At 60.1% G+C, this 21756-nt stretch carries 23 protein-coding genes; 14 read left to right on the top strand and 9 right to left on the bottom strand.

Features of this window, described 5'->3' with window-relative positions; all coding sequences use genetic code 11:
- Nucleotides 1-126 precede the first annotated feature (126 nt).
- A complete protein-coding gene (locus tag VJV58_RS04445) occupies nt 127-1179 on the top strand; it encodes a PLP-dependent cysteine synthase family protein (RefSeq protein WP_324136131.1) in 1053 nt (350 codons plus the stop codon).
- A 72-nt stretch (nt 1180-1251) separates the two neighbouring features.
- Here the strand turns inward: VJV58_RS04445 and VJV58_RS04440 are convergent, their stop codons facing one another.
- On the bottom strand, nt 1252-2466 hold the full coding sequence (locus VJV58_RS04440) for an NADP-dependent isocitrate dehydrogenase (protein WP_324136130.1): 1215 nt from the start codon (nt 2464-2466) through the stop codon (nt 1252-1254).
- A gap of 443 nt (nt 2467-2909) precedes the next feature.
- Between VJV58_RS04440 and VJV58_RS04435 the strand changes: the two genes are divergently transcribed.
- Both VJV58_RS04435 and cynS read left to right on the top strand, forming a co-directional pair.
- Nucleotides 2910-4118, top strand: a complete 1209-nt coding sequence (locus VJV58_RS04435) for a TrmJ/YjtD family RNA methyltransferase (protein WP_324136129.1) — start codon at nt 2910-2912, stop codon at nt 4116-4118.
- Nucleotides 4119-4193: 75 nt separating this feature from the next.
- Nucleotides 4194-4676: a cyanase gene (cynS, locus tag VJV58_RS04430; protein ID WP_324136128.1), complete on the top strand. Its 483-nt coding sequence runs from the start codon at nt 4194-4196 to the stop codon at nt 4674-4676.
- Nucleotides 4677-4721: 45 nt separating this feature from the next.
- Here the strand turns inward: cynS and VJV58_RS04425 are convergent, their stop codons facing one another.
- On the bottom strand, nt 4722-5045 hold the full coding sequence (locus tag VJV58_RS04425; RefSeq protein ID WP_324136127.1) for a DUF1476 domain-containing protein: 324 nt from the start codon (nt 5043-5045) through the stop codon (nt 4722-4724).
- Nucleotides 5046-5356: 311 nt separating this feature from the next.
- Here VJV58_RS04425 and purC point away from each other — a divergent pair, with 311 nt between their 5' ends.
- The 3 genes from purC to purQ are packed head-to-tail and all read left to right on the top strand — an operon-like array spanning nt 5357 to nt 7089.
- A complete protein-coding gene (purC, locus tag VJV58_RS04420; RefSeq protein ID WP_008974302.1) occupies nt 5357-6124 on the top strand; it encodes a phosphoribosylaminoimidazolesuccinocarboxamide synthase in 768 nt (255 codons plus the stop codon).
- Nucleotides 6125-6132: 8 nt separating this feature from the next.
- On the top strand, nt 6133-6375 hold the full coding sequence (purS, locus tag VJV58_RS04415; protein WP_324136126.1) for a phosphoribosylformylglycinamidine synthase subunit PurS: 243 nt from the start codon (nt 6133-6135) through the stop codon (nt 6373-6375).
- 12 nt (nt 6376-6387) lie between these two features.
- A complete protein-coding gene (gene purQ, locus VJV58_RS04410; protein ID WP_324136125.1) occupies nt 6388-7089 on the top strand; it encodes a phosphoribosylformylglycinamidine synthase subunit PurQ in 702 nt (233 codons plus the stop codon).
- Nucleotides 7090-7103: 14 nt separating this feature from the next.
- Here the strand turns inward: purQ and VJV58_RS04405 are convergent, their stop codons facing one another.
- Nucleotides 7104-7592 (bottom strand): PaaI family thioesterase, encoded by a 489-nt coding sequence (locus VJV58_RS04405; protein WP_324136124.1) that lies wholly within the window; start codon nt 7590-7592, stop codon nt 7104-7106.
- A gap of 176 nt (nt 7593-7768) precedes the next feature.
- On the opposite strand from VJV58_RS04405, the gene purL reads away from it, so the two are divergent.
- Nucleotides 7769-9976 carry a phosphoribosylformylglycinamidine synthase subunit PurL gene (gene purL / locus VJV58_RS04400; protein ID WP_324136123.1) on the top strand — a complete coding sequence of 736 codons (2208 nt, stop codon included), beginning with the start codon at nt 7769-7771 and terminating at the stop codon, nt 9974-9976.
- A 98-nt stretch (nt 9977-10074) separates the two neighbouring features.
- On the opposite strand, the gene VJV58_RS04395 is transcribed toward purL, so the two are convergent.
- Nucleotides 10075-11259 carry an acyltransferase gene (locus tag VJV58_RS04395; RefSeq protein ID WP_324136122.1) on the bottom strand — a complete coding sequence of 395 codons (1185 nt, stop codon included), beginning with the start codon at nt 11257-11259 and terminating at the stop codon, nt 10075-10077.
- A gap of 349 nt (nt 11260-11608) precedes the next feature.
- Between VJV58_RS04395 and VJV58_RS04390 the strand changes: the two genes are divergently transcribed.
- The gene (locus VJV58_RS04390) at nt 11609-11782 is read left to right on the top strand and encodes a DUF1328 domain-containing protein (RefSeq protein WP_324136121.1); all 174 of its coding nucleotides are present in this window, start codon (nt 11609-11611) and stop codon (nt 11780-11782) included.
- Between the two features lie 46 nt (nt 11783-11828).
- On the opposite strand, the gene VJV58_RS04385 is transcribed toward VJV58_RS04390, so the two are convergent.
- Nucleotides 11829-12188 carry a DUF427 domain-containing protein gene (locus VJV58_RS04385; RefSeq protein WP_324136120.1) on the bottom strand — a complete coding sequence of 120 codons (360 nt, stop codon included), beginning with the start codon at nt 12186-12188 and terminating at the stop codon, nt 11829-11831.
- 229 nt (nt 12189-12417) lie between these two features.
- On the opposite strand from VJV58_RS04385, the gene VJV58_RS04380 reads away from it, so the two are divergent.
- Both VJV58_RS04380 and VJV58_RS04375 read left to right on the top strand, forming a co-directional pair.
- Entirely contained in the window at nt 12418-12651 is a 234-nt protein-coding gene (locus VJV58_RS04380) for a BolA family transcriptional regulator (RefSeq protein WP_324136119.1), read from the top strand.
- 88 nt (nt 12652-12739) lie between these two features.
- Nucleotides 12740-13960, top strand: coding sequence for a low temperature requirement protein A (locus VJV58_RS04375; protein WP_324136118.1), 1221 nt, complete (start codon nt 12740-12742; stop codon nt 13958-13960).
- On the opposite strand, the gene egtD is transcribed toward VJV58_RS04375, so the two are convergent.
- Nucleotides 13936-14907, bottom strand: coding sequence for an L-histidine N(alpha)-methyltransferase (gene egtD / locus VJV58_RS04370; protein WP_324136117.1), 972 nt, complete (start codon nt 14905-14907; stop codon nt 13936-13938). The two genes, VJV58_RS04375 and egtD, sit on opposite strands and share 25 nt — an antisense overlap.
- A gap of 46 nt (nt 14908-14953) precedes the next feature.
- Nucleotides 14954-16210, bottom strand: a complete 1257-nt coding sequence (egtB, locus tag VJV58_RS04365) for an ergothioneine biosynthesis protein EgtB (protein ID WP_324136116.1) — start codon at nt 16208-16210, stop codon at nt 14954-14956.
- A 309-nt stretch (nt 16211-16519) separates the two neighbouring features.
- On the opposite strand from egtB, the gene grxD reads away from it, so the two are divergent.
- Genes grxD through VJV58_RS04345 form a run of 4 tightly spaced genes read left to right on the top strand, consistent with a single transcriptional unit; the run spans nt 16520 to nt 19563 of the window.
- Nucleotides 16520-16858, top strand: coding sequence for a Grx4 family monothiol glutaredoxin (grxD, locus tag VJV58_RS04360; protein ID WP_324136115.1), 339 nt, complete (start codon nt 16520-16522; stop codon nt 16856-16858).
- A gap of 2 nt (nt 16859-16860) precedes the next feature.
- The gene (locus VJV58_RS04355) at nt 16861-17409 is read left to right on the top strand and encodes an O-acetyl-ADP-ribose deacetylase (protein WP_414641400.1); all 549 of its coding nucleotides are present in this window, start codon (nt 16861-16863) and stop codon (nt 17407-17409) included.
- 47 nt (nt 17410-17456) lie between these two features.
- Nucleotides 17457-18740, top strand: coding sequence for a serine hydrolase domain-containing protein (locus VJV58_RS04350; RefSeq protein WP_324136114.1), 1284 nt, complete (start codon nt 17457-17459; stop codon nt 18738-18740).
- A gap of 37 nt (nt 18741-18777) precedes the next feature.
- On the top strand, nt 18778-19563 hold the full coding sequence (locus VJV58_RS04345) for a class I SAM-dependent methyltransferase (protein WP_324136113.1): 786 nt from the start codon (nt 18778-18780) through the stop codon (nt 19561-19563).
- A 2-nt stretch (nt 19564-19565) separates the two neighbouring features.
- Here VJV58_RS04345 and VJV58_RS04340 read toward each other — a convergent pair whose 3' ends face one another.
- Nucleotides 19566-20636: a threonine aldolase family protein gene (locus VJV58_RS04340; RefSeq protein WP_324136112.1), complete on the bottom strand. Its 1071-nt coding sequence runs from the start codon at nt 20634-20636 to the stop codon at nt 19566-19568.
- 190 nt (nt 20637-20826) lie between these two features.
- Nucleotides 20827-21444 (bottom strand): 30S ribosomal protein S4, encoded by a 618-nt coding sequence (gene rpsD, locus VJV58_RS04335; RefSeq protein WP_324136111.1) that lies wholly within the window; start codon nt 21442-21444, stop codon nt 20827-20829.
- Between the last annotated feature and the right edge of the window lie 312 nt (nt 21445-21756).

Here is a 21756-nt window from a genome sequence, read left to right as displayed (position 1 = left end):
CGGCGCGCAGCATGGGAGCTTGGTCATTGCAATTTGCGGCTCGCTTGCCGAGCACTGGTAATCGGGATAATTTTTCAAAACCGACGGGCTACGTGTCTCGTAGAAAAAGAAGCATTGGAGGGTGGCATGGGACGGATTTTCCAAAACATCGTCGAGACCGTTGGCAACACGCCTGTGGTGCGCATCAATCGCCTCGCGCCAGCTGGAGTAAACCTCTTTGTCAAAATCGAAGCCTTCAACCCTCTTGGTTCGGTGAAGGATCGATTGGCGCTTGGTGTGATCGAGGCGGCAGAAAAGTCGGGAGAACTCAAGCCCGGCCAGACAGTGATCGAAGCAACGAGCGGAAATACCGGAATTGGTCTTGCGATGGTTTGCGCAGCCAAGGGACATCCACTTGTGGTTACCATGGCAGAGCCGTTTAGCGTTGAGCGGCGCAAGCTCATGCGCTTTCTTGGCGCGAAAGTCGTTGTAACCCCGGCCGCCGAGCGCGCGGTGGGCATGATCAACAAGACTATCGAATTGGCCAAGGCGCACGGCTGGTTCATGACGCGGCAGTTCGAGAACGAAGCCAATCCCGATGTTCATTCACGCACGACCGCGCGTGAGATACTCGATGATTTTGCCGGACAAAAATTGGACTATTGGGTCACGGGCTATGGAACGGGCGGAACGTTAAAGGGCGTCGGGCGAGTGCTCGCCAAAGAAAGCCCCGAAACAAAGATCATCGTGTGCGAGCCGGAAGATGCTCAACTGCTGGCCAGCGGCGTTCCGCAGTCACGAAACTCCGACGACACTCCGGCGGCGGCGCATCCATCGTTCAAGCCGCATCCGATGCAAGGCTGGACGCCGGATTTCATTCCGAAGCTGACCGACGATGCAGTAGCAATGAAGGTCATCCATCGCATCCTGCCGATTACTGGTCCCGAAGCTATGCGCTGCAGCAAGGACCTCGCTGCCCGCGAGGGCATTTTCGTTGGTATTACCGCCGGCGCGACGTTTGCGGGCGCGCTCAAGATCGCAGCGGAAGCTGCAAAGGGAGCGAACATTTTGTGCATGCTCCCAGACACCGCTGAGCGCTATCTGAGCACGCCGTTATTTGCCGACATTTCCGCCGACATGAATGAGGAGGAACTCAAGATTTCACGCTCGACACCGGGCGCACAATTGAAGTCCTCCTGATCGATCGTCGGCGCGGGAAGCCGTCCGATGGTGTGGCAAGCGCGCCAGGAGTTTTCGCCACGGTGAAGTTGATCAGGCGGCCATCGCCTTGGTGAGGTTTTCCGCGACCTTGTCGAGAAAGCCGGTCGTGGAGAGCCAGCGCTGGTCAGCGCCGACCAGCAAGGCGAGATCCTTGGTCATGAACCCGGCCTCGACCGTATCGACGCAAACTTTTTCCAAGGTCAGCGCGAACTTCTCCAGCGCCGCATTGTTGTCGAGCTTGGCGCGATGCGACAGGCCCCGCGTCCAGGCGAAGATCGACGCGATTGAATTGGTCGAGGTTTCCTTGCCCTTCTGATGCTCGCGGTAATGCCTCGTCACCGTGCCGTGTGCAGCCTCGGCTTCCACCGTCTTGCCATCCGGCGTCATCAACACCGACGTCATCAGGCCGAGCGAACCGTAGCCCTGCGCAATGGTGTCGGACTGCACGTCGCCATCGTAGTTCTTGCACGACCAGACGTAGCCCCCGGACCACTTCATCGCGGCGGCGACCATGTCGTCGATCAGCCGATGCTCGTAGGTGATCTTTTTGGCTTCGAATTGCGACTTGAATTCGGAATCGAAAATCTCCTGGAAGATATCCTTGAACCGACCATCATAAACCTTGAGGATGGTGTTCTTGGTCGAGAGATAGACCGAGTAGCCCTTTGACAGTCCCTGGTTGAAGGACGCTCGGGCGAAGTCGGCAATTGAGTCATCAAGGTTGTACATCGCGAGCGCGACGCCAGCGTTGGGCGCCTTATACACCTCGCGTTCGATCACCTTGCCGTCCTCGCCGACGAACTTCATCGTCAGCACGCCCTTGCCGGGAAACTTGAAGTCCGTGGCGCGGTACTGGTCCCCGAACGCGTGACGACCGATGATGATCGGCTTGGTCCAGCCCGGCACCAGCCGCGGCACGTTCCTGCAGATGATCGGTTCGCGAAAGACCACGCCGCCAAGGATATTGCGAATGGTGCCGTTCGGAGATTTCCACATCTCCTTCAAGCCGAATTCCTTCACCCGCGCCTCGTCCGGTGTGATGGTGGCGCATTTTACACCGACGCCGACTTTCTTGATGGCGTTCGCCGCGTCCACCGTGACCTGATCGTTGGTCTTGTCGCGGTATTCCATCCCGAGGTCGAAATACATCAGGTTGATGTCCAGAAACGGGTAGATCAATTTGTCCTTGATGTACTGCCAGATGATCCGGGTCATCTCGTCGCCATCGAGTTCGACGACGGGGTTGGTCACCTTGATTTTTGCCATGGAGATCGGGCCTTTTTGGGAGATAGCGCGTTGGACGGAGGGTGAGATAGCCGCGCTATAGCACTGCAAAGGTTAAGGCGAAAGCCACGCGGCTATGCAGTTTCAGGCCAACTCCGAGCCAAGCCGTCGGTCCTGACCGACACCACCCCCGACGTAGCTCCAGCTTATTTTCATGGGGTTTTCTTCAGGCCACCAGGCGCTGAAACACCTTCCAGACCTGTAGCGTTTGTGGTTGATAACGTGACCGGGCCGCGCGCACGCGCATCGGTTGCGGGCGCTGCGTCTGAGGCTTCGATCGAGATTCAGCAAGTAGTTGCAAGCCGACTATTTTGCTTGAGAAACGCTGCCGTCCGGCGGTCGAGTGAGGTTCGCGGCTTCAGCGCTGAATCAGATTGTTCGCAGCCTGATACAAGGTCCTCAGGGATTGAAAGAAAGTGAAGTGAATGTCCGGCTCGGGCACCGACAGGACCAAAACAGGCATGGACCTTGCCGGTCCCGTTGTTGTTCTCGTTGAGCCCCAGCTGGGTGAAAACATCGGCATGGCTGCGCGGGCCATGGGCAATTTCGCGCTAGCCAGATTGCGCATCGTCAAACCGCGCGACGGGTGGCCAAACGTCAGCGCCCAGCGCGCCGCCGCTGGCGCCGATCACATACTTGAACGGGTCGAGCTGTTCGACACCGTCGAGCAAGCAGTCGCTGACTGCACGCTACTGTTCGCCACCACGGCCCGCGCCCACGATCAGGCCAAGCCGGTGGTGGCGCCCGAAGCAGCCGCGCGGGAGATGGGCGGCGAGCTCAAGTCGGGCGGCACGGTCGGCATCCTGTTCGGGCGCGAACGTTATGGTTTGCAGAACGAGGAGGTAGCGCTCGCCGACCGCATCATCACCTTTCCCGTCAATCCCGGCTTTGCCTCGCTCAACCTGGCGCAGGCGGTGCTGCTGACCGGCTATGAATGGTTCAAATTGTCTACCGCCGGCGCGCTGCCGTTTGCGATGCCGGAGCGTTCGGGACGCGCTTCGCAGCACCAGATGCAGGCGTTCTTCGATAATCTGGTGAACGAACTCGACAAGGTCGAATTCTTGCGGCCTGCGGAAAAGCGCGACACGATGTTGGTCAATCTACGCAACATCTTCAGCCGGATGGAGCCGACCAAGCAGGACATGCACACGCTGCACGGTGTGGTGATGGCGATCGCGGAGGGGCGCAAGGGGCCGGCAAAGGGTGGTGTGCTCGATGGCGAACAGGCCACGCGATTGCGCGCGCTACTCGCCGAGCATGGCCAGGGCGCGATACGTTCCGAGAGTGGCACGGTGCGCGGATTGGCGCGCTTGCTGAGACGAAATCCAACCGATGCGGAACGAATCCTGTGGCAGGCGCTGACCACTGACCGCCGTTTCGCGGGACAGTTCAAGCGCCAGACGCCGGTCGGCCGTCACATTCCCGATTTTGTCTCGTTCGTGCACCGCATTGCGATCGAGCTGATCAATCCGCATGAGAACGAGGTAATCGGAACAGATCGGACCGTGCGGCAATCATGGCTGGCATCGCGTGGCTACCAGGTCATCCGGATGCAGGTTGCGGAGGTCGAGAACAACGTCGGCGCTGAACTCGATCGGCTGGCGTCAATGATCGCCAACCGGATCGGATCGTGATGCGTGCCCCGCGTGCAAGTTTGGCATGCTCTTTGCCTGCGATGCTGCACGTCCAAGCCTGAAGGGAGACCAGATATGAAACGATCAGACCTCACCGAAAAGCTGCTCGATATCAAGCGAGACAACGGATGGAGCTGGAAACACATCTGCGAAAAAATTGGCGGCTACTCCGAAGTGCTGATCGTTGGCGCCATACTCGGCCAGATGAAATTGACAAAGCCGCAAGCCGCCAATGCCGCCGAGCTGTTTGGCCTGTCCAAATCCGAAACCGCGATGCTGAACGAGACACCGATGCGCGGCATGGAAATGCCGCCGACCGATCCGCTAATCTATCGGTTCTACGAACTGGTAATGGTGAACGGCCCGGCCTGGAAGGCGCTGATTGAGGAGCAATTTGGCGACGGCATCATGTCGGCAATCGACTTCGACATGGTGATGGAGCGGCTGCCCAATCCAAAGGGTGACCGGGTCAAGATCACGATGTCCGGCAAATTCCTTCCGTATAAATATTACGGAGCGAGCGGCAACGTTCCGGAATACGGCTTCAAGGAGGGCTGAGAGATATCGGGTCGTGATCCCTTTTCAAGCCGACCGGAGATCGATCTACGTGCCCGCCTTCACTTCGAGGATGGCCTGAGCCAGCAGCTCGGTCATCTGGGCGTGGACCTGCTCTTCTGTAATAGCAATGCCCTTGGCGTCGAGGTCGGCGATCACCTTACGGACCACGTCGGCGTGGCCGGCCTCCAGGAAATCGGCCGCGACCACATCCTTGGCGTAGGCATTGGCGGCCTCGCCGGTCATGCCGAGTTTCTCCGCCACCCACAGCCCGAGCAGCTTGTTGCGGCGGACCTCGGCCTTGAATTTCTGCTCCTCGTCGAGAGCGAATTTCCTTTCGAACGCTTCCTCGCGCTTGTCGAATGTGGTCATGGTCAAGGTTCCGATTCTGAAGCGAAACGCCAAACGGGCGATTTGTTGCACCAGGCTTCCTGCGCGCCTAAATAACTGGAGTAAGTGACCAAAAACAACAGCCGCAAAGTCGCAGTTGGGACTGTAAAACTGGCCGCCTCGGGTCGGGATCGATTGTGCTGCTTAGGCCAATCGGATAGGTTGGGCCCGGGCCGGGTTCTTGTTCTGTTTCCCCTTCCTGGCCTTCACGGCAGCTCCGTCGTGGGTCGCAGTCCCTAGGTCATCCGGAGCACACCAAATTCATGGATTTCAACAACACACGGTACATCCCAATGAGCCGTCGACGCCGCATTTATGAAGGCAAGGCAAAGGTACTTTATGAAGGTCCGGAGCCGGGAACCCTGATCCAGCACTTCAAGGACGATGCGACGGCCTTCAATGCCAAAAAACATCAGGTGATCGAGGGCAAGGGCGTCCTCAACAATCGAATTTCGGAATACCTGTTCCAGCACCTCAATGACATCGGGGTGCCGACGCATTTCATCCGCCGCCTCAACATGCGCGAGCAACTGATTCGCGAGGTCGAGATCGTGCCGCTGGAGGTCGTGGTGCGGAATGTGGCGGCGGGATCGCTGTCACAGCGCCTCGGAATCGAGGAAGGAACGCAACTGCCGCGCTCCATCATCGAATTCTACTACAAGAACGATCAGCTCAACGATCCCATGGTCTCGGAGGAGCACATCACAGCGTTCGGTTGGGCGACACCCCAGGAAATCGACGACATCATGGCGCTGGCGATTCGCGTCAATGACTTCCTGACTGGCTTGTTTTTGGGCATCGGCATTCGCCTGGTCGATTTCAAAATGGAATGCGGCCGTCTGTTTGAGAACGAGATGATGCGAATCATCGTCGCCGACGAGATTTCTCCCGATTCGTGCCGGCTGTGGGACATCAAATCGAATGAGAAGCTCGATAAGGATCGCTTCCGCAGGGACCTGGGCGGTTTGCTGGAGGCCTATACCGAAGTCGCCAAGCGTCTCGGCATTCTCATGGAAAATGAACGGCCGGCCGGTTCGGGCCCCGTGCTGGTGAAGAGCTGAGGCGATACGTGAAGGCGCGCGTTACCGTTACATTGAAGGCAGGCATTCTCGATCCGCAGGGTAAAGCTATCGAAGGAGCGCTGAAGTCCCTCGGCGTCGATGGCGTCGCCAGTGTTCGACAGGGCAAGGTGTTCGATATCGAGCTGTCGGGCTCCGACAAAGCCAAGGCCGAGGCAACCCTGAAAGCTGCCGCAGACAAGCTGCTGGCGAATACGGTAATCGAGAATTACCGGGTTGAGGTTCTGAGCTAGGCAACTCTGCGCATGAAGTCTGCCATTATCGTTTTTCCCGGAATTAACCGCGAGCGCGACATGGCCCGCGCGCTGCGGCTCGCGTCAGGCCACGCGCCCGCGATGGTCTGGCATGCCGAGACGTCGTTGCCGAAAGGCACTGATCTCGTGGTGGTGCCCGGCGGGTTTTCTTACGGCGACTACTTGCGGTGCGGCGCTATCGCCGCGCGCGCGCCTGTGATGGACGCGGTTCGCGCTTTCGCGGGCGGCGGTGGGCTGGTGCTCGGGGTCTGCAACGGATTTCAAATCCTCTGCGAGGCCGGCCTCTTGCCGGGCGCGCTGATGCGTAATGCGCAGTTGAAGTTCGTTTGCCGCGATGTGCATCTGCGGGTCGAGCGGTCGGACTCGCCATTCACGCGCGGCTACAACGCGGGGCAGGTCATTCGGGTGCCGATCGCCCACGGCGAGGGAAATTACGAGGCCGACGATGAGACACTGAAGCGGCTCGAGGTCGAGGGAAGGGTGCTCTATCGGTACTGCTCTGAAGACGGCGTCGTGGACGCGCCCTCCAACATCAACGGCGCCGCGCATTCGATTGCAGGTATCGTCAACGAGCGGGGTAACGTACTCGGCATGATGCCGCATCCGGAAAACCACGTCGAAGACATTATGGGATGCACTGACGGTCGCGGCTTGTTCGCAGGCCTGGCGGCGCATCTGGAGCGCGTGGCCTGACTTGAGAGATGAGGTTATGCGGCGTCGTTGCTCGCAGGGGCTGGCGGTGGCCACTTCATTCGCTTGATAGTGCCTGAAAATGTGAACAGTGGGCGCTCCCCACTTCTCAACAAGCCGCGCATGAAGATCATCGAGCCGCCGGCCCGCATGATCTCGCCCGACCCCTCGACCAGTTCGCCTTCGCGCGCCGCATCGAGAAATTCACAGCCAAACGATACGGTCACTCCCGGCCCCTGCAGCACCGGCGCGGCGGTCGCGAACAAGCAATAATCCGCAAACGCCATGAAGGCGCCGCCATGGACGTTGCGCATCCCGTTGAGGTGCTTTTTCTCGACGCGAAACGCGCAACGAATGCGGCCGTCGTCCTCCATGCGGTGCCAGAACGGGCCGTTGTGGGTCTCGAAGTTGTCCCGGCTCCAGGTCCGCCAGCCCTTGAATTCGCCTGACGTCGCAACGTGCAGGTCGGGGCGGTTGAGGAATGCTGATTTGGTCAGGTCATCCACGCGATCAGGCCTTCAATTGAATTATTCCGTCCTTAAATCCGATCCGCACCCGATGTGCAAATCGCCGGCATTCGTGATCCGCCGGTAAAGCTATGGACAGCGGGAAATTGCGTCCTAAAAGGACTTTTCTGCCGTCGCCGATCTCCCTAATAAGACAGCTTCATCGCAAGAGCCTCATGAACCAGCCGCAAATCACGCCCGAACTCGTCGCCAGCCATGGCCTGAAGCCGGACGAATATGAGCGCATCCTGAAGCTGATCGGCCGGGTGCCGAGCTTCACCGAGCTTGGGATCTTCTCGGCGATGTGGAACGAGCACTGCTCCTACAAATCATCGCGGCTGCATCTGCGCGGGTTACCGACCAAAGCGCCCTGGGTGATCCAGGGACCGGGCGAGAACGCCGGCGTCATCGATATCGGCGACGGGCAGGCCGTGGTGTTCAAGATGGAGAGCCACAACCATCCGAGCTACATCGAGCCGTATCAAGGCGCGACGACCGGAGTTGGCGGCATCCTGCGTGACGTTTTCACAATGGGCGCCCGCCCGATCGCCTGCTTGAACGCGCTGTCGTTCGGCGCGCCGGAGCATCCGAAGACGAGGCATCTGGTGTCCGGTGTGGTCGCCGGTGTCGGCGGTTACGGCAATTCGTTCGGTGTGCCCACTGTCGGCGGCCAGGTGCGTTTCCATACCCGCTACGACGGTAACATCCTCGTCAACGCGATGGCAGTTGGCCTCGCCGATAGCGATAAGATTTTCTACGCCGCGGCGTCTGGCGTGAACATGCCGATCGTCTATCTCGGCTCCAAGACGGGCCGCGACGGCATTCACGGCGCCTCGATGGCATCCGCCGAATTCGACGAAGACTCCGCCGAGAAGCGGCCGACCGTGCAGGTCGGCGATCCCTTTGCGGAGAAGTTGCTGCTGGAGGCCTGCCTCGAAATCATGGAAGCCGATTGCGTGATCGCGATCCAGGACATGGGCGCGGCGGGGCTGACCTGTTCAGCGGTGGAGATGGGCGCCAAAGGCGATCTCGGTGTCGATCTCGATCTCGACGCGGTGCCGACGCGCGAAACCGGCATGAGCGCCTACGAGATGATGCTGTCCGAAAGCCAGGAACGCATGCTCATGGTGCTCAAGCCCGAAAAAGAAAAGCAGGCCGAGGCGATCTTCCGGAAATGGGGGCTCGATTTCGCCGTAGTCGGTTACACCACCCCGAGCAAGCGCTTCGTGGTGAAGCATGGCGGCGACGTCATGGCGGATTTGCCGATAAAAGAGCTGGGGGACGAGGCGCCGCTGTACGATCGGCCTCATATGGCCTCACCGGCGCAGCCGGTGATCCACGCCCGCGATGTGAAAGCGCCGATCGGAATTTCATCCGCGCTGTCAAAGCTGATTGCGACGCCCGAGCTGTGCTCGAAACGCTGGGTCTGGGAGCAATACGATCACGTCATTTTGGGCAATACCGTGCAGCGTCCCGGTGGCGATGCCGCGGTGGTGCGGGTGCAGGACGGGCCGAAGGGGCTGGCGCTCACTGTCGATGTGACGCCGCGCTATTGCGAGGCCGATCCGTTTGAAGGCGGCAAGCAGGCGGTCGCGGAAGCCTGGCGCAACATCACCGCCGTGGGCGGCCGACCGCTGGCGATCACCGACAATCTCAACTTCGGCAATCCGGAGCGGCCGGAGATCATGGGCCAATTCGTGGGGTGCTTGAAAGGGATCGCGGAAGCCTGCATCGCGCTCGATTTCCCCGTCGTCTCCGGAAATGTCTCGCTCTACAACGAAACGAACGGCCGCGGCATCCTGCCGACACCTTCAATCGGCGGGGTTGGGCTGCTCGACAATTTCGCCAAATCCGCGACGCTTGCATTCAAGGCCGAAGGCGAGGCGATCCTGCTGATCGGCGAAACCCACGGCTGGCTCGGTCAATCGGTTTACCTGCGCGACATCTGCGGCCGGGAGGAGGGCGCACCTCCACCCGTTGACCTCGCCGCCGAGAAACGCAATGGCGACGTCGTGCGAGGGATGATCCACGCCGGCACCGCAACGGCGGTGCATGATGTATCGGATGGCGGGCTACTGATCGCGCTCGCAGAAATGGCAATGGCAAGCGGGTTAGGCGCGGAGCTATCGGCGGCGCCGGCGGCCATCGTCCCGCATGCGTACTGGTTCGGCGAAGACCAGGCACGCTACATCGTGACCGTGCGCGCGGAAGACGCGGGGCGCGTGTTGGCAAAGATGAGGGGCGCCGATGTGGCTTGCGTTCGCATCGGCACGACCGGCGGCGATGCCCTTTCCATCGCGGGCGAACCCGCGGTTTCGACCGCCTCACTCAAGGCCGGGTTCGAAGGCTGGTTTCCGGCTTACATGAACGGCGGCGCGTCCTGATCTGAGCGGCTATTCGCCAAATGATGATCTTGGTACCTTCCGGCGCGGCGGCGACCATCAAAATTGCCGGTTGGCGATTCTCTTCAGCACGATCCTTTTCAGAGTACGTGCTTCGCACCGGGGATCTTGCGTAACGCCGCCGTTGCGGCCCAGCTCAGTATGACCGTCAGCACGAATGCGACCACGGCCTTGACGACCGCCGGGAGATCGAAGTCGAACATCCAATATTGCAGCCAGAGCACGATCGGGTAGTGCACGAGGAACATGCCGTAAGCATCGGCCTGCATCGGGTCCAAAATACTCCATCCCGATCTGTTGAATTTCAGGAAGTAGGCCAGGATCGCGAACAGGATGGCGGCGCTGAAGGCAACGAAGCACAGCCCGTACATCACCTCGTACCAGTTCGGCAGTACGGGGGGATTGCCAAGGATTTCGCGCTTAATGGCAATCAGCCCCCAGAGCAGGCAATACGGAATGAGGGTCGCGATCACCCAGCGCCAGCCGCTGTTGGCCAGCCGGCCGCTCGCGCTTAGCAGGCCACGCTCGAAATGCGCAGCACCCACCCCCGCTCCGATGAAAAAGTAAGCGGCGTAGAACAACAGCCGGCTCGCCTGTACCGAGAACGGGCCGAATTCGAACCAATGGCCCGCCCCGTAGTAAACGCGTGCGGGAATATAAACCACCGCGGTGATGCCCAGCAGGAACAGGTAGAAATGGGCCGGCCTGTCGTAGCCGCGCAGCGACATTCGGTTGATCGGGTCGACCAGCCCGTGTGAAAGCCGATACAGCAGGCTCGCCGACAGGTCGAAGGCGAGCAACAGCCACACAAACCAGATCGGACCGCTCGGCCAAGGGCCGACGGTGATCGTCTTCCACCAGAATTCGGCGAAGCCAATATCGGGATAGTAGCGCAGCGCAATCGCGTAATACGCGAGAGGTATGATGGTCAACGCAGCGATCACGAAAGGCAGGCCGAGCCGGAGCAAACGATCGCGAATAAAAATCTGTGGCGCCTTGTGGCGTAGGCTTGGCCAGACGAACAGGCCGGAGAGAAAGAAGAACATCGCCATGAAGAAACTGTCGGTGGCGAGCACGACCCCGTCAAATCCGATCCACGACTTGGGGTCGGTATGCCCGAAATAGGTATAGGGAATGACGGCATGATGGACGAGAACCACCAGCGTCAGGAAGGTGCGGGTGCGATCGAGCGCGAAATTGCGGACCTTGACCTGTGTGGCCGTGCTGACCTGAGCGGACTCCACAGTGCTGGAAATGGACGTCATGCAAGTCCCGCAGATGATGACCCCAGATGTTGCCGCCGGGAACCTGATTCAGCAAGTTCGAATTGCGCGCTCCACAGGGGGTGTTTTGCGGCCCGCTCAGGGGGATCACTGGGCTTGGGACCGTTCACCTGCGGCATTAAGAGCGCCATCGATCACCCGACAAACACTGCAATCTTCTATCGCGCGACCGTCCCGCGCGAGCGTTCCTAGAGATTGCCGCAGACACGCCTGCAGGCTGGCCAAATCGCGATCCTTCAAGCCTGGAACAAGTTCCATCCCGCGAAGTTACATCGTCGGTTTCGTGAGGGCCCATGGGATCGGAGTGGCCCAAAGCTGGAGTATAGTGGCGATGACGATTTTGAAATGGGCGCTGATCTTTTTCGTGGTGTCGATCATCGCCGGAATCCTCGGCTTCACCGGCATATCTGCTGCATCGGCGGATGTCGCCCGGTTCCTGTTCTATGTTTTCGTGGTGATCTTCCTGGTGCTCCTGATCCTGGGACTCACGATCTTCCGGGTCTAGCGGCGAGTCCGTTTCGAAGTAACTCCGAGACCGCTCGCGGCGTCCTTCAAACCACTTCCTCGACCTTGACCTTGTCCGGGTAGAAGGCGAGGTGCCCGGCGATGTCGGCCATCGCCGGAAACGGCATTTCATAAGTCCAGACCGCATTGGCGATGGTCTTGCCGTCGGCAATGACGCTGAAGTAGTTCGCATCGCCCTTATAGGGGCAGTGCGTTACCCGGTCCGTCCGCGCCATAAGCGCCAGATTGGCATTGGTGCGCGGCACGTATTGCACGGCGGGATAGCTCGCTTCCTTCAGCGTCAAAGCGTGGGTGGTGTCGGCAATCACGACGCCATCGATCGAGACGCGGACGCGTTTGGGGTTCGGCGTAATCGTTATCGGGTGGTCGGGACCGGGAAGTCTCATATTGGTCGGCCTCTTGCTCGTTACTTTGCGGCTCAGGCTAAGGTCAGCCCGCATGTCCGGTTTGCATCCATCGGACAGATATGGTGTGGCAAATTTCGCGAGGTAGAGCACTCCGCAAAAAGCCCATTTTGCGTCTGATCGCAGCCTAAACTATTATACCGCTCCCGCTTCGGCGGGTGATGGGTTAGGATGCCGCAACGAGAAATCGCTGCATTGGAGAACACCCGGGATGCCCATGGATGCCCGAGAAATCGAATCGATGATCAAGGCGGCCATTCCCGACGCCGAGGTCACGATCCGCGATTTGGCCGGCGACGGCGATCACTATGCCGCAACGGTCATCTCGGAATCATTTCGTGGCAAATCTCGTGTCCAGCAGCATCAGATCGTCTATCAGTCTTTGCGAGGGCAGATGGGCGGCGTTTTGCACGCGTTGGCCTTGCAGACGGGCGTACCTGACTGAACCCGGTGCACCTCACGATCCGGAAATACCTGCCGACCGCGGCTTTGCTGACAGTTAAATGCGTCGGGCGGCACGGAGTAGCATTGGCATGGTAGCGGACAGCAAGCGGGGTGAGTTATTTCGCCCGATGGCGCCGAACCAGCACAGCCGCGTCACCTACGCCGAATTGTTTTTCGATCTGGTGTTCGTTTTTGCCGTCACACAGATTTCCCACACGCTTCTTGACAGGTTCTCTCCTCTCGGGGTCGTGCAGACGACCATGTTATTCCTGGCCGTGTGGTGGGTGTGGGTTTACACCTCCTGGATCACCAACTGGCTTAATCCGGAGCTCACGCCAGTCCGAATCCTGCTGTTCCTGCTGATGCTCGGCGGACTCGTACTCTCCACCTCCATTCCAAAGGCTTTCGAATCCCGGGGCATCTGGTTTGCCGCAGCCTACGCCGGAATGCAGGTCGGCAAGACCGTCTTCCTTTGGGTATCGACACCACCGGCGCGAACCTCGGCGCGGATGAATGCGCTGCGGATCACGGCATGGCTGTCGGTTTCGGCTGTTTTCTGGATCGCTGGCGGGTTTGCGCTAGGAGATGCGCGACTCGTGCTTTGGGCAATCGCGCTAATGATCGAATATATTTCTCCGGCGGCGCGGTTCTGGATTCCGAAGTACGGCGCCTCTTCGGTGGCGGATTGGGTGATCGAGGGCGGTCACATGGCCGAGCGCTGTGCCGGCTTCATTATCATCGCGCTCGGCGAATCGATCGTTGTCACCGGGGCGACCTTCGCCGATCTCACCTGGACGACCGAGAGCGTCACGGCCTTCGCCTCGGCCTTTGTCGGCGCGATTGCAATGTGGTGGATCTACTTTCACCGAGGCGCCGAAGCCGGCTCCGAGCAGATCTCAAGATCCAGCGAGCCGGGCCGGCTGGCGAGGCTAGCGTATACATACCTGCACATGCCGATCGTGGGCGGCATCATTCTCTCGGCGGTCGCCGATGAACTCGTGCTGACCCATCCCGCCGAACATTCGGATCTCAAGACCGTCCTGAGCGCGATCGGTGGACCGTTGCTGTTTCTGGTCGGAACGATTCTGTTCAAGCATACGATTAGAGGATTCCTGCAACTGTCGCATGGCGTCGGGATCGTGGCGCTCATGGTTCTTGCCTGGTTCGCGAGTGCGCTGTCGCCGTTGATGCTGTCTCTGCTGACATCGGCGATCATGATCATTGTCGCGGTATGGGAGTCGATGTCGCTTGGATCGGGCGCGGCGGGGCCTCGATCTAAAAAGCATCAGTCCGAGGCATCCAGCGCGTGAACGGAGAACATGCCCGCGGCATCGCTCCAGCAGTGGCTCGGGATCCAGCCCGAGCCGCGCGCCAGTGCCGCGAAACGCTCGGGACTGTACTTGTAGCTGTTCTCGGTATGGATGCTTTCGCCGGCGCGGAATGAGAAAGTGCGGCCCAACACCCGGACGGTCTGGGCCTTGCGGCTGATCAGGTACATTTCAATGCGGTGACGATCGCGATTGTAGATTGCGCGATGGGTGAAGGCGGAGACATCGAAGTTGCCCCCCAGTTCGCGGTTGATCCGATGCAGCAGATTGAGATTGAATCGCGCCGTGACCCCGGCTTTGTCGTTATATGCGTCGTAGAGTACGCGCTCGTCCTTTTCGAGATCGACACCGATAATCATCCGGGCAGTGCGGCCGAGAATCTCGCGCGCGCTGCGCAGGAACGCGCAAGCTTCATGCGGTTCAAAATTTCCCAGCGTCGAGCCTGGGAAAAATCCGACCTTCGGCATTGCTGCGACCGCCTGAGGTAATGTGAAAGCGGCAGTAAAGTCCGCGGCGACCGGATAGATGGCGAGGCCCGGGAAATCCTTTCCTAGCGCATCCGCCTGCGCCTTCAGGAAGTCACCGGAAATATCGACGGGAACATAGGCTCCGAACGCGCACGTCTCCAGCAGCAACCGGACCTTGGTTGTGGCGCCGGCGCCGAATTCCACGAGCGCCGACCCTTTGGGCACGATCGCCGAGATGTCGGCGCCGTGATCGCGCAGAATTCCGAGCTCGGTGCGGGTGGGATAATATTCGGGTAGTAGCGTGATCTGCTCGAATAGCTCTGATCCGGTGGCGTCATAGAAATATTTCGGCGCCAATTGCTTTGGATGTTTCGAGAGGCCATCGAGAACGTCGCTCGCGAAGGCCGAGGTCTGCTCCTCGAACCGATGCGCTTTGGCCAAAGCGGGGGCGTAAACATTCATTGGCACTCTCCTGAACGCGCTTTTCGGCACGCTTGAATGACGTAAATCACGTGGCGTAGTCGGCGAGGCGCAGTCCGGTGAACTGCCAGCGATGATGCGGATAAAAGAAGTTGCGATAGGTGATCCGGCTGTGACCGCTGGGAGTTGCCAGCGAGGAACCGCGCAGCACGAACTGGTTGACCATGAACTTGCCATTGTATTCGCCAAGTGCGCCCTCAATGGCCCGATAACCGGGATACGGCGCGTAGGCGCTGCGGGTCCATTGCCAGACGATCCCGAACGCATCATTGAGATGCCCGGCGCGCGCGGCAACTTCCCATTCCATTTCGGTCGGCAGGTGCTTGCCGCTCCACCGCGCGAACGCATCCGCCTCGTAATAACTGACATGGCAGACGGGCGCGGCGGGATCGACCCGCTGCAGCCCGGCGAGACTCATGACACGCCAATCCCCATCGACTTGGCGCCAATGACCGGGCGCTTGCCAGCCTTCGTTGCTGGCCGCGGTAAATCCGTCCATCAGCCAGAGGGTCGGGGTGGAATAACCGCCGTCGTCCATGAACGCGAGCCAGTCGGCATTGGTAACGAGATGGCGCCCGACCTTCACGGGGCCGACCAGCGCGCGATGTGCAGGCTTTTCGTTGTCAAAATGAAAGCTGTCGTCGGCGTGCCCAACCGTGTGGATACCCTCGTTCAGTGCCACCCATGCCTCGCCCGTTCGCGTCGAGGCCGGGAATTTCCACGAGGGATCGTAGGCGGGCGGGATCGGATTCTGCGCGAACGCGTGCAGGATGTCCGTCAGCATCAACTCCTGATGCTGCTGCTCGTGATTCAGGCCGACTTCCACCAGCGGCACGATCCGGGCGAGTGCATCCTCGCCAGCTCCCTGGAAGAATTTCACCACCGTAGCATCGACGTGCCGGCGATAAGCAGTGACCTCTTCGGCGGATGGACGGGTCAGATGACCGCGCTGATGGCGAGCGTGTCGCGGGCCGGCGGTCACGTAGTATGAGTTAAACAGATAGGCGTAGTCGGGATGGAAAGGCTTGTAGCCTTCGCTGTGCTCGGCGAGCAGGAATTGCTCAAAGAACCAGGTAGTGTGGGCACGGTGCCATTTTGCCGGACTGGCGTCCGGCATGGACTGGATCAGCTGATCTTCCGGGCTAAGTGCGGCGGCGCGGTGCTCGGTCTCGTTTCGCACCTCCAGGTACGCCTCGACCAGCTTCTGGGCCAGACTGCCGGAATCGGATACCAATGACGCGCAGGGGGCGACCGAAGCGGCCGCGGCGGATGCTGGTTTCGTCACGATGGTCTCCGGTTGGACAAAGAACGTGGCTTTCGAAGACGGGTTCCCCGAAACAGCCTGTCCTAAATAGGAGCTTCCGAGCGGGATAAAAGCCTCTCGCGAGCTATGAGGCCGATGGGCTTAGGCTATGGACCGGCCTAGCGCTGCCAGCCGCATTTCCGCGCTGCCGATTTATCCCCCGCATGCCAGCTCCGCGCCATTTTACTTTGGATGCACAATGGTTTGGAGTACATATATAGCAGTTGGAGTTTAACGGGCTGATGCCGGCCTGCCGGGTGTGTCGCCAGGGCCGTGCCAAAGGAAGCGAATATGAGCATCGAACAATTCATAGAAGACGAAGTGAAGTCGAACGACGTGGTCCTATTCATGAAGGGGACGCCGCAGTTCCCGCAGTGCGGGTTTTCCGGCCAGGTGGTGCAAATCCTCGACCACATTGGGGTCGGTTATAAGGGCCTGAACGTCCTTGAGTCCGCCGACCTGCGCGACGGCATCAAGACGTACTCCAACTGGCCGACAATCCCTCAGCTTTACGTCAAGGGCGAGTTCGTCGGCGGCTGCGACATCATCCGAGAGATGTTCCAGGCCGGTGAACTGCAGCAGTTGCTTGCCGACAAGGGCGTCACCCTCAGCGCGCCCGCTTCCGCCTGAGCTTGGCTGCGTTCCAGTTCGGAACGGCGCGGCTGGAAGTCATCGTTGCCGACATCACGACGTTGAGCGTTGACGCGATCGTCAACGCCGCAAATCGCTCACTGCTGGGTGGCGGTGGCGTGGACGGAGCGATCCATCGCGCAGCCGGCCCGCAGCTTCTCGCCGAATGCCGGACCCTCGGCGGATGCGAGACGGGCGAGGCAAAGATCACCGCCGGCTATCGACTGCCGGCGCGGCATGTCATCCACGCAGTCGGACCGGTCTGGAATTCCGGCAACCAAGGTGAGGATGAGGCGCTAGCGTCCTGCTACAGGCGCGCCATCGAAATTTGTGAGGCGCACGGCCTGGCTTCCGTTGCTTTTCCCGCCATCTCGACCGGAATTTACGGTTTTCCCGCCGGTCGCGCCGCTCGGATCGCAGTCTCGGTAACCGTCGGCGCGCTGCGGGTGGCCCCTGCGGTCCGGCACGTCATTTTCTGCTGCTTTTCAGACGAAAGCGCGCGGCTCCATGAGCAGGCGCTGGCTGAGTTCGGTAGCCCTTGTGCCGAATGAGGTGAACGCTAAACTCCCGTCAAAATCAAAATAAGGGAGGGGGCGGCATGAAATCATGGCGTGTGTTGCGGTCGATTGCCTGCGCGGTGGTGACGATTGCGGTCGCGACTTCAGTTCGCGCGGCAGACACCTACGAGATTCCGGCGGGCGCGCATTTCAATCAGCAAAAACTGCAACGAGTCGGTGATTACCTTCGCGACAAGGTTGCGCAGGGCAAAATTCCCGGCGCGATCTTGCTGATCCAGCAGCACGGCAAGCCGGTTTATCACGAATTTTTCGGTGTGCGCGACGTCGCAACCAAGTTGCCGATGACCGATGATACGATCTTTCGCATCTTTTCCTTGACCAAGCCGATCACAAGCGTGGTCGCGATGATGCTGATCGAAGAGGGCAAGTTCCGGCTCGAAGATCCTGTTTCCAAATACATTCCCTCTTTCGCCAACGTCAAAGTGGGTGTCGAGAAGAAGACCGAGGACGGCAAGAGTTCGCTGGAGCTGGTGCCACCGGACCATCCCCCCACCATCCTCGATCTGATGCGCCAGACGTCGGGCATTACGTACGGCTTCTATGGTGACAGCCTGGTCCGCAAAGCCTATGCCGCCGCCGATATCTATGCGGGCGATTTCGACAACGCCGAATTCGCCGAGCGCATTGCGAAGCTGCCGCTGGCCAACCAGCCGGGCGCACTTTGGCAGTACGGCCACTCCACCGACATTCTCGGCCGGATCATGGAGCTGGTGACGGGAAAATCGCTACTTGGGATCGAGAAGATCAAGCTCCTGGATCCGCTTGGCATGAACTCGACCGGCTTCTACGTCACCAATCCTGACAAGAAGAATTTGATCGCAATGCCAATGCCGAATGACGCTGATTTCCGTGTCGGCTTCGAAAGCAAGGCCGATGTACCGATGAAGTGGGAATCCGGTGGAGGTGGCATGGTTTCGACAATGGCCGACCTTGCCCGTTTCTCGCAGATGATCCTCAATGGCGGCAAGCTCGACGGTAAACAATATCTCAGTCCGAAGACGTTTGAACTGATGACATCGGACCAGGTCGGTCCTGGTTCGGGGGTCGAGCGCGATTACTTCTATTTCCCGGGCGATGGCTTCGGCTTCGGATTGGGATTTGGCGTGCGTACCGAGCGCGGAGATGCCAATCCGCCACCACCAGGCGATCTCGGCGAGCTGAAATGGGACGGCGCAAGCGGTTGCTATATCGTGATCGACCGCAAGCAGGACATGTTTTTCGTCTTGCTGGAACAGACGCCATCGCAACGCCAGATTATCCAGCCGGCGGTGAAGAAGCTGATCTATGAAGCACTCGAGAACTGATGCGCTCGGGGGTTGAGGAGGTCAGGAGGAAAGCGCGATGCTCAACCATGACGATCGCGTGCGGGAAGAATTTGCCCGCCAAGCGGACACGTTTTCGGCTTCGAGCGCGATCACCGACGTCGGACTGACGCAGCGTTTTGTCGCGGCACTGGGCGAAGCGGCGCGCGGCTACGTGCTCGACGTCGCCTGCGGCCCAGGAATTCTGAGCGCGGCAATTGCCAAAACGGCGCGCGAGGTCGTCGCCTTCGATCTCACGCCCGAAATGTTGAAAAAGGCGGCGCAGCGTTGCAGTGAGGCCGGAGTTGGCAATGTCAGCTTCCGTGAAGGCAATGCCGCCGAGTTGCCTTTCGCGAACTCGACTTTCGATGCTGCCGTGACGCGGCTATCGGTGCATCATTTCCAGCGGCCGGACCGCGTCATGTCGGAAATTTTCCGCGTGCTGGGGCCTGGCGGCCGTTTGGTGGTTGCCGATGTCATCACCTCAGAACAGCCGGCGGAAGCCGAACTGCACAACGCGATTGAGGTCCTGCGCGACCCCTCGCATGTGCGGATGCTGCCCGGCTCCGAGTTGACGGCGCTGGTGACTGGAGCAGGCTTTGCGGTCGAAGCCCTGACGAGCTGGGACAAGGCGCGTGAATTTGATGAATGGATGGGCATCGTCAACGACCCATCACGCGTCTTACCACTTCGCCCGGTGGTGCGAGCACTCGCGGCGTGCGGCGCCACAGCCGGCATGGCATTAAGGCTCGAAGGCAACGCGATCAGGTTTGTTCACCGCTGGAATTTGATCGCGGCGCGGAAACCCGCAGTCTCATCGCCTTAGCCTTATGCCCGTCGCACGATCTCGCGAACCAGCCCGACCGTCTCCTCTATCATTTCGCTCGTCACGTCCAGATGCGTGCAGGCACGAATGCGGCCATCCATCATGGCCAGCAGCACCCCATGCCCGCGCAACGCTTCAACCATCTTGTCGCCACTGACGCCCGTGCCGGCGGGATTGAAAAATACCAGATTGGTTTCGGGCTGCTGAACTTCCATACCGCTGATCTGAGACAGGCCGCGCGCCAGCACCCGCGCGTTGGCGTGGTCGTCAGCAAGCCGCTCGACATGATGGTCGAGGGCATAAGTGCAGGCGGCGGCGCAAATGCCGGCCTGGCGCATCGAACCGCCCAGCCTTTGCTTCCAGCGCCAGACTTCATCGATGAAATCGCGCGTACCGCCGATCGCCGCGCCAACCGGCGCGCCCAGTCCCTTGGAGAAGTCGATCCAGGCGGAATCCCATCCGGCTGACATTTCACGTGCGCCGATGTCGGAGGCGACGCAGGCGTTCAACAATCGCGCCCCATCCATGTGGGTGGCGAGTCCGTGCGATTTGGCGATTTTCACGACCTCGTCGAGCGCGGCTTTTTTCCAGATGGTGCCGCCGCCGATGTTGGCGGTCTGCTCGACGCTGACAACGGTTTGTGGCGGCTGATAACGGCTCCGCGGATGGAGCGCTTTGCGAAAGGCCTCAGGCGAAAATTGTCCGTCGGCGCCCGGCAATGGCGTGATCTGAAATCCGCCGAGAGCAGAATGGGCGCCGCCTTCGCGGGCGATGATATGGGCGCTCTCGTGCGCCAGGATCTCATCGCCGGGCCGGCAGTGCGACAATGTCGCGGCGACGTTGCACATGGTGCCCGATGGCATGAAAACGGCGGCCTCTTTGCCCAGCAGATCGGCCACCCGCTCGCACAACACGTTGACGCTTGGATCATCGCCGATCTGTTCATCGCCTACCTCCGCGCGCGCGATCGCCTCGCGCATGCCAGGCGTCGGACGGGTCTGGGTATCCGAGAGCAGGTTGATGCGGATAGGCCTGGCATTGGGATCGCGCGGGGCAGGGGTGTAGTAGGTCATGGAAGTCCTTCGATCAGGTCAATCCGGTGTGGCCGTCAGGCCAGAACCCAGGGTGTGCAATAGCACGCCCGCAATCTTTGAAATTCCGCATGGATGTAATCACTCGCCGCGGAATATCGCCGGCGCGATCATATTCATACAAAAGGCCCCGGCAAAACCGGGGCCTTTTATCTCCGACACCGACGACAAATCAGCGCGAATAGAATTCGACGATCAGATGCGGCTCCATCTGCACCGCGAATGGCACGTCTGACAGAGCCGGGATGCGGGTGAACTTCGCGGTCATCTTGGAGTGATCGACTTCGAGGAAGTCGGGCACGTCGCGCTCAGCGAGCTGGTTTGCTTCCAGTACGACGGTGAGCTGCTTGGAGGATTCCTTGACCTCGATCACGTCGCCGACTTTCAGCTTGTAACTAGCGATATTGACGCGCCGGCCGTTCACCTTGATGTGGCCGTGATTGATAAACTGACGCGCGGCGAACATGGTGGCGACGAACTTGGCGCGGTACACCACGGTGTCGAGGCGGCGCTCGAGCAGGCCGATCAGGTTTTCACCGGTATCGCCTTTCATCCGGCCGGCTTCTACATAGATGCCGTGGAACTGGCGTTCGCTGATGTTGGCGTAATAACCCTTGAGCTTCTGCTTGGCGCGTAACTGCACGCCGAAGTCGGAGAGCTTGCCCTTGCGGCGCTGGCCGTGCTGGCCGGGGCCGTATTCCCGGCGGTTCACAGGGCTCTTGGGGCGGCCCCAGATGTTCTGGCCCAAACGGCGATCGATCTTATATTTCGCCTCACTGCGCTTTGTCATCGCGTCCTCTGGTTCGGTGTAAGTTTTGAGGAGACGCGCCCTCCTGTGCACCGGGAAATTCCCGGAGCCGACAGGTCCGGCCCTTAAGCTTGAAGGAACGGACCACGGGTCGCGAAACGCATCGCGGGCCGAAGACGGCCCGCGAGCAGGCGGGTTCTAGGCAGAAACCGCTGTGCTGTCAATCAAAAGGCCCCGCATTTGAGCGTCAAAATGGCCCAAAACGGGATTGTCAGGGCCTGGTCGGCTGAGGTGAGGCCCCCAATCACAGATCACCAAATAAACCTGGTACTTGATCCAGCACCACCGGGGACC

It is taken from the genome of Bradyrhizobium sp. (assembly GCF_035273305.1).
Classification (GTDB): domain Bacteria; phylum Pseudomonadota; class Alphaproteobacteria; order Rhizobiales; family Xanthobacteraceae; genus Bradyrhizobium.
This window is presented reverse-complemented; position numbering and strand designations above follow the sequence as displayed.

What these genes read in the sequence shown, in the direction of transcription:
- VJV58_RS04445 (WP_324136131.1), top strand. Translation starts at nt 127, where the DNA reads ATGGGACGGATTTTCCAAAACATCGTCGAGACCGTTGGCAACACGCCT.
- egtD (WP_324136117.1), bottom strand. Translation starts at nt 14,907, where the DNA reads ATGAATGTTTACGCCCCCGCTTTGGCCAAAGCGCATCGGTTCGAGGAG.
- VJV58_RS04340 (WP_324136112.1), bottom strand. Translation starts at nt 20,636, where the DNA reads ATGACCTACTACACCCCTGCCCCGCGCGATCCCAATGCCAGGCCTATC.
- purQ (WP_324136125.1), top strand. Translation starts at nt 6,388, where the DNA reads ATGAAGTCTGCCATTATCGTTTTTCCCGGAATTAACCGCGAGCGCGAC.
- VJV58_RS04425 (WP_324136127.1), bottom strand. Translation starts at nt 5,045, where the DNA reads ATGACCACATTCGACAAGCGCGAGGAAGCGTTCGAAAGGAAATTCGCT.
- rpsD (WP_324136111.1), bottom strand. Translation starts at nt 21,444, where the DNA reads ATGACAAAGCGCAGTGAGGCGAAATATAAGATCGATCGCCGTTTGGGC.
- VJV58_RS04440 (WP_324136130.1), bottom strand. Translation starts at nt 2,466, where the DNA reads ATGGCAAAAATCAAGGTGACCAACCCCGTCGTCGAACTCGATGGCGAC.
- purC (WP_008974302.1), top strand. Translation starts at nt 5,357, where the DNA reads ATGAGCCGTCGACGCCGCATTTATGAAGGCAAGGCAAAGGTACTTTAT.
- VJV58_RS04390 (WP_324136121.1), top strand. Translation starts at nt 11,609, where the DNA reads ATGACGATTTTGAAATGGGCGCTGATCTTTTTCGTGGTGTCGATCATC.
- purL (WP_324136123.1), top strand. Translation starts at nt 7,769, where the DNA reads ATGAACCAGCCGCAAATCACGCCCGAACTCGTCGCCAGCCATGGCCTG.
- VJV58_RS04385 (WP_324136120.1), bottom strand. Translation starts at nt 12,188, where the DNA reads ATGAGACTTCCCGGTCCCGACCACCCGATAACGATTACGCCGAACCCC.
- VJV58_RS04435 (WP_324136129.1), top strand. Translation starts at nt 2,910, where the DNA reads ATGTCCGGCTCGGGCACCGACAGGACCAAAACAGGCATGGACCTTGCC.
- cynS (WP_324136128.1), top strand. Translation starts at nt 4,194, where the DNA reads ATGAAACGATCAGACCTCACCGAAAAGCTGCTCGATATCAAGCGAGAC.
- VJV58_RS04375 (WP_324136118.1), top strand. Translation starts at nt 12,740, where the DNA reads ATGGTAGCGGACAGCAAGCGGGGTGAGTTATTTCGCCCGATGGCGCCG.
- VJV58_RS04395 (WP_324136122.1), bottom strand. Translation starts at nt 11,259, where the DNA reads ATGACGTCCATTTCCAGCACTGTGGAGTCCGCTCAGGTCAGCACGGCC.
- VJV58_RS04345 (WP_324136113.1), top strand. Translation starts at nt 18,778, where the DNA reads ATGCTCAACCATGACGATCGCGTGCGGGAAGAATTTGCCCGCCAAGCG.
- VJV58_RS04350 (WP_324136114.1), top strand. Translation starts at nt 17,457, where the DNA reads ATGAAATCATGGCGTGTGTTGCGGTCGATTGCCTGCGCGGTGGTGACG.
- grxD (WP_324136115.1), top strand. Translation starts at nt 16,520, where the DNA reads ATGAGCATCGAACAATTCATAGAAGACGAAGTGAAGTCGAACGACGTG.
- VJV58_RS04380 (WP_324136119.1), top strand. Translation starts at nt 12,418, where the DNA reads ATGCCCATGGATGCCCGAGAAATCGAATCGATGATCAAGGCGGCCATT.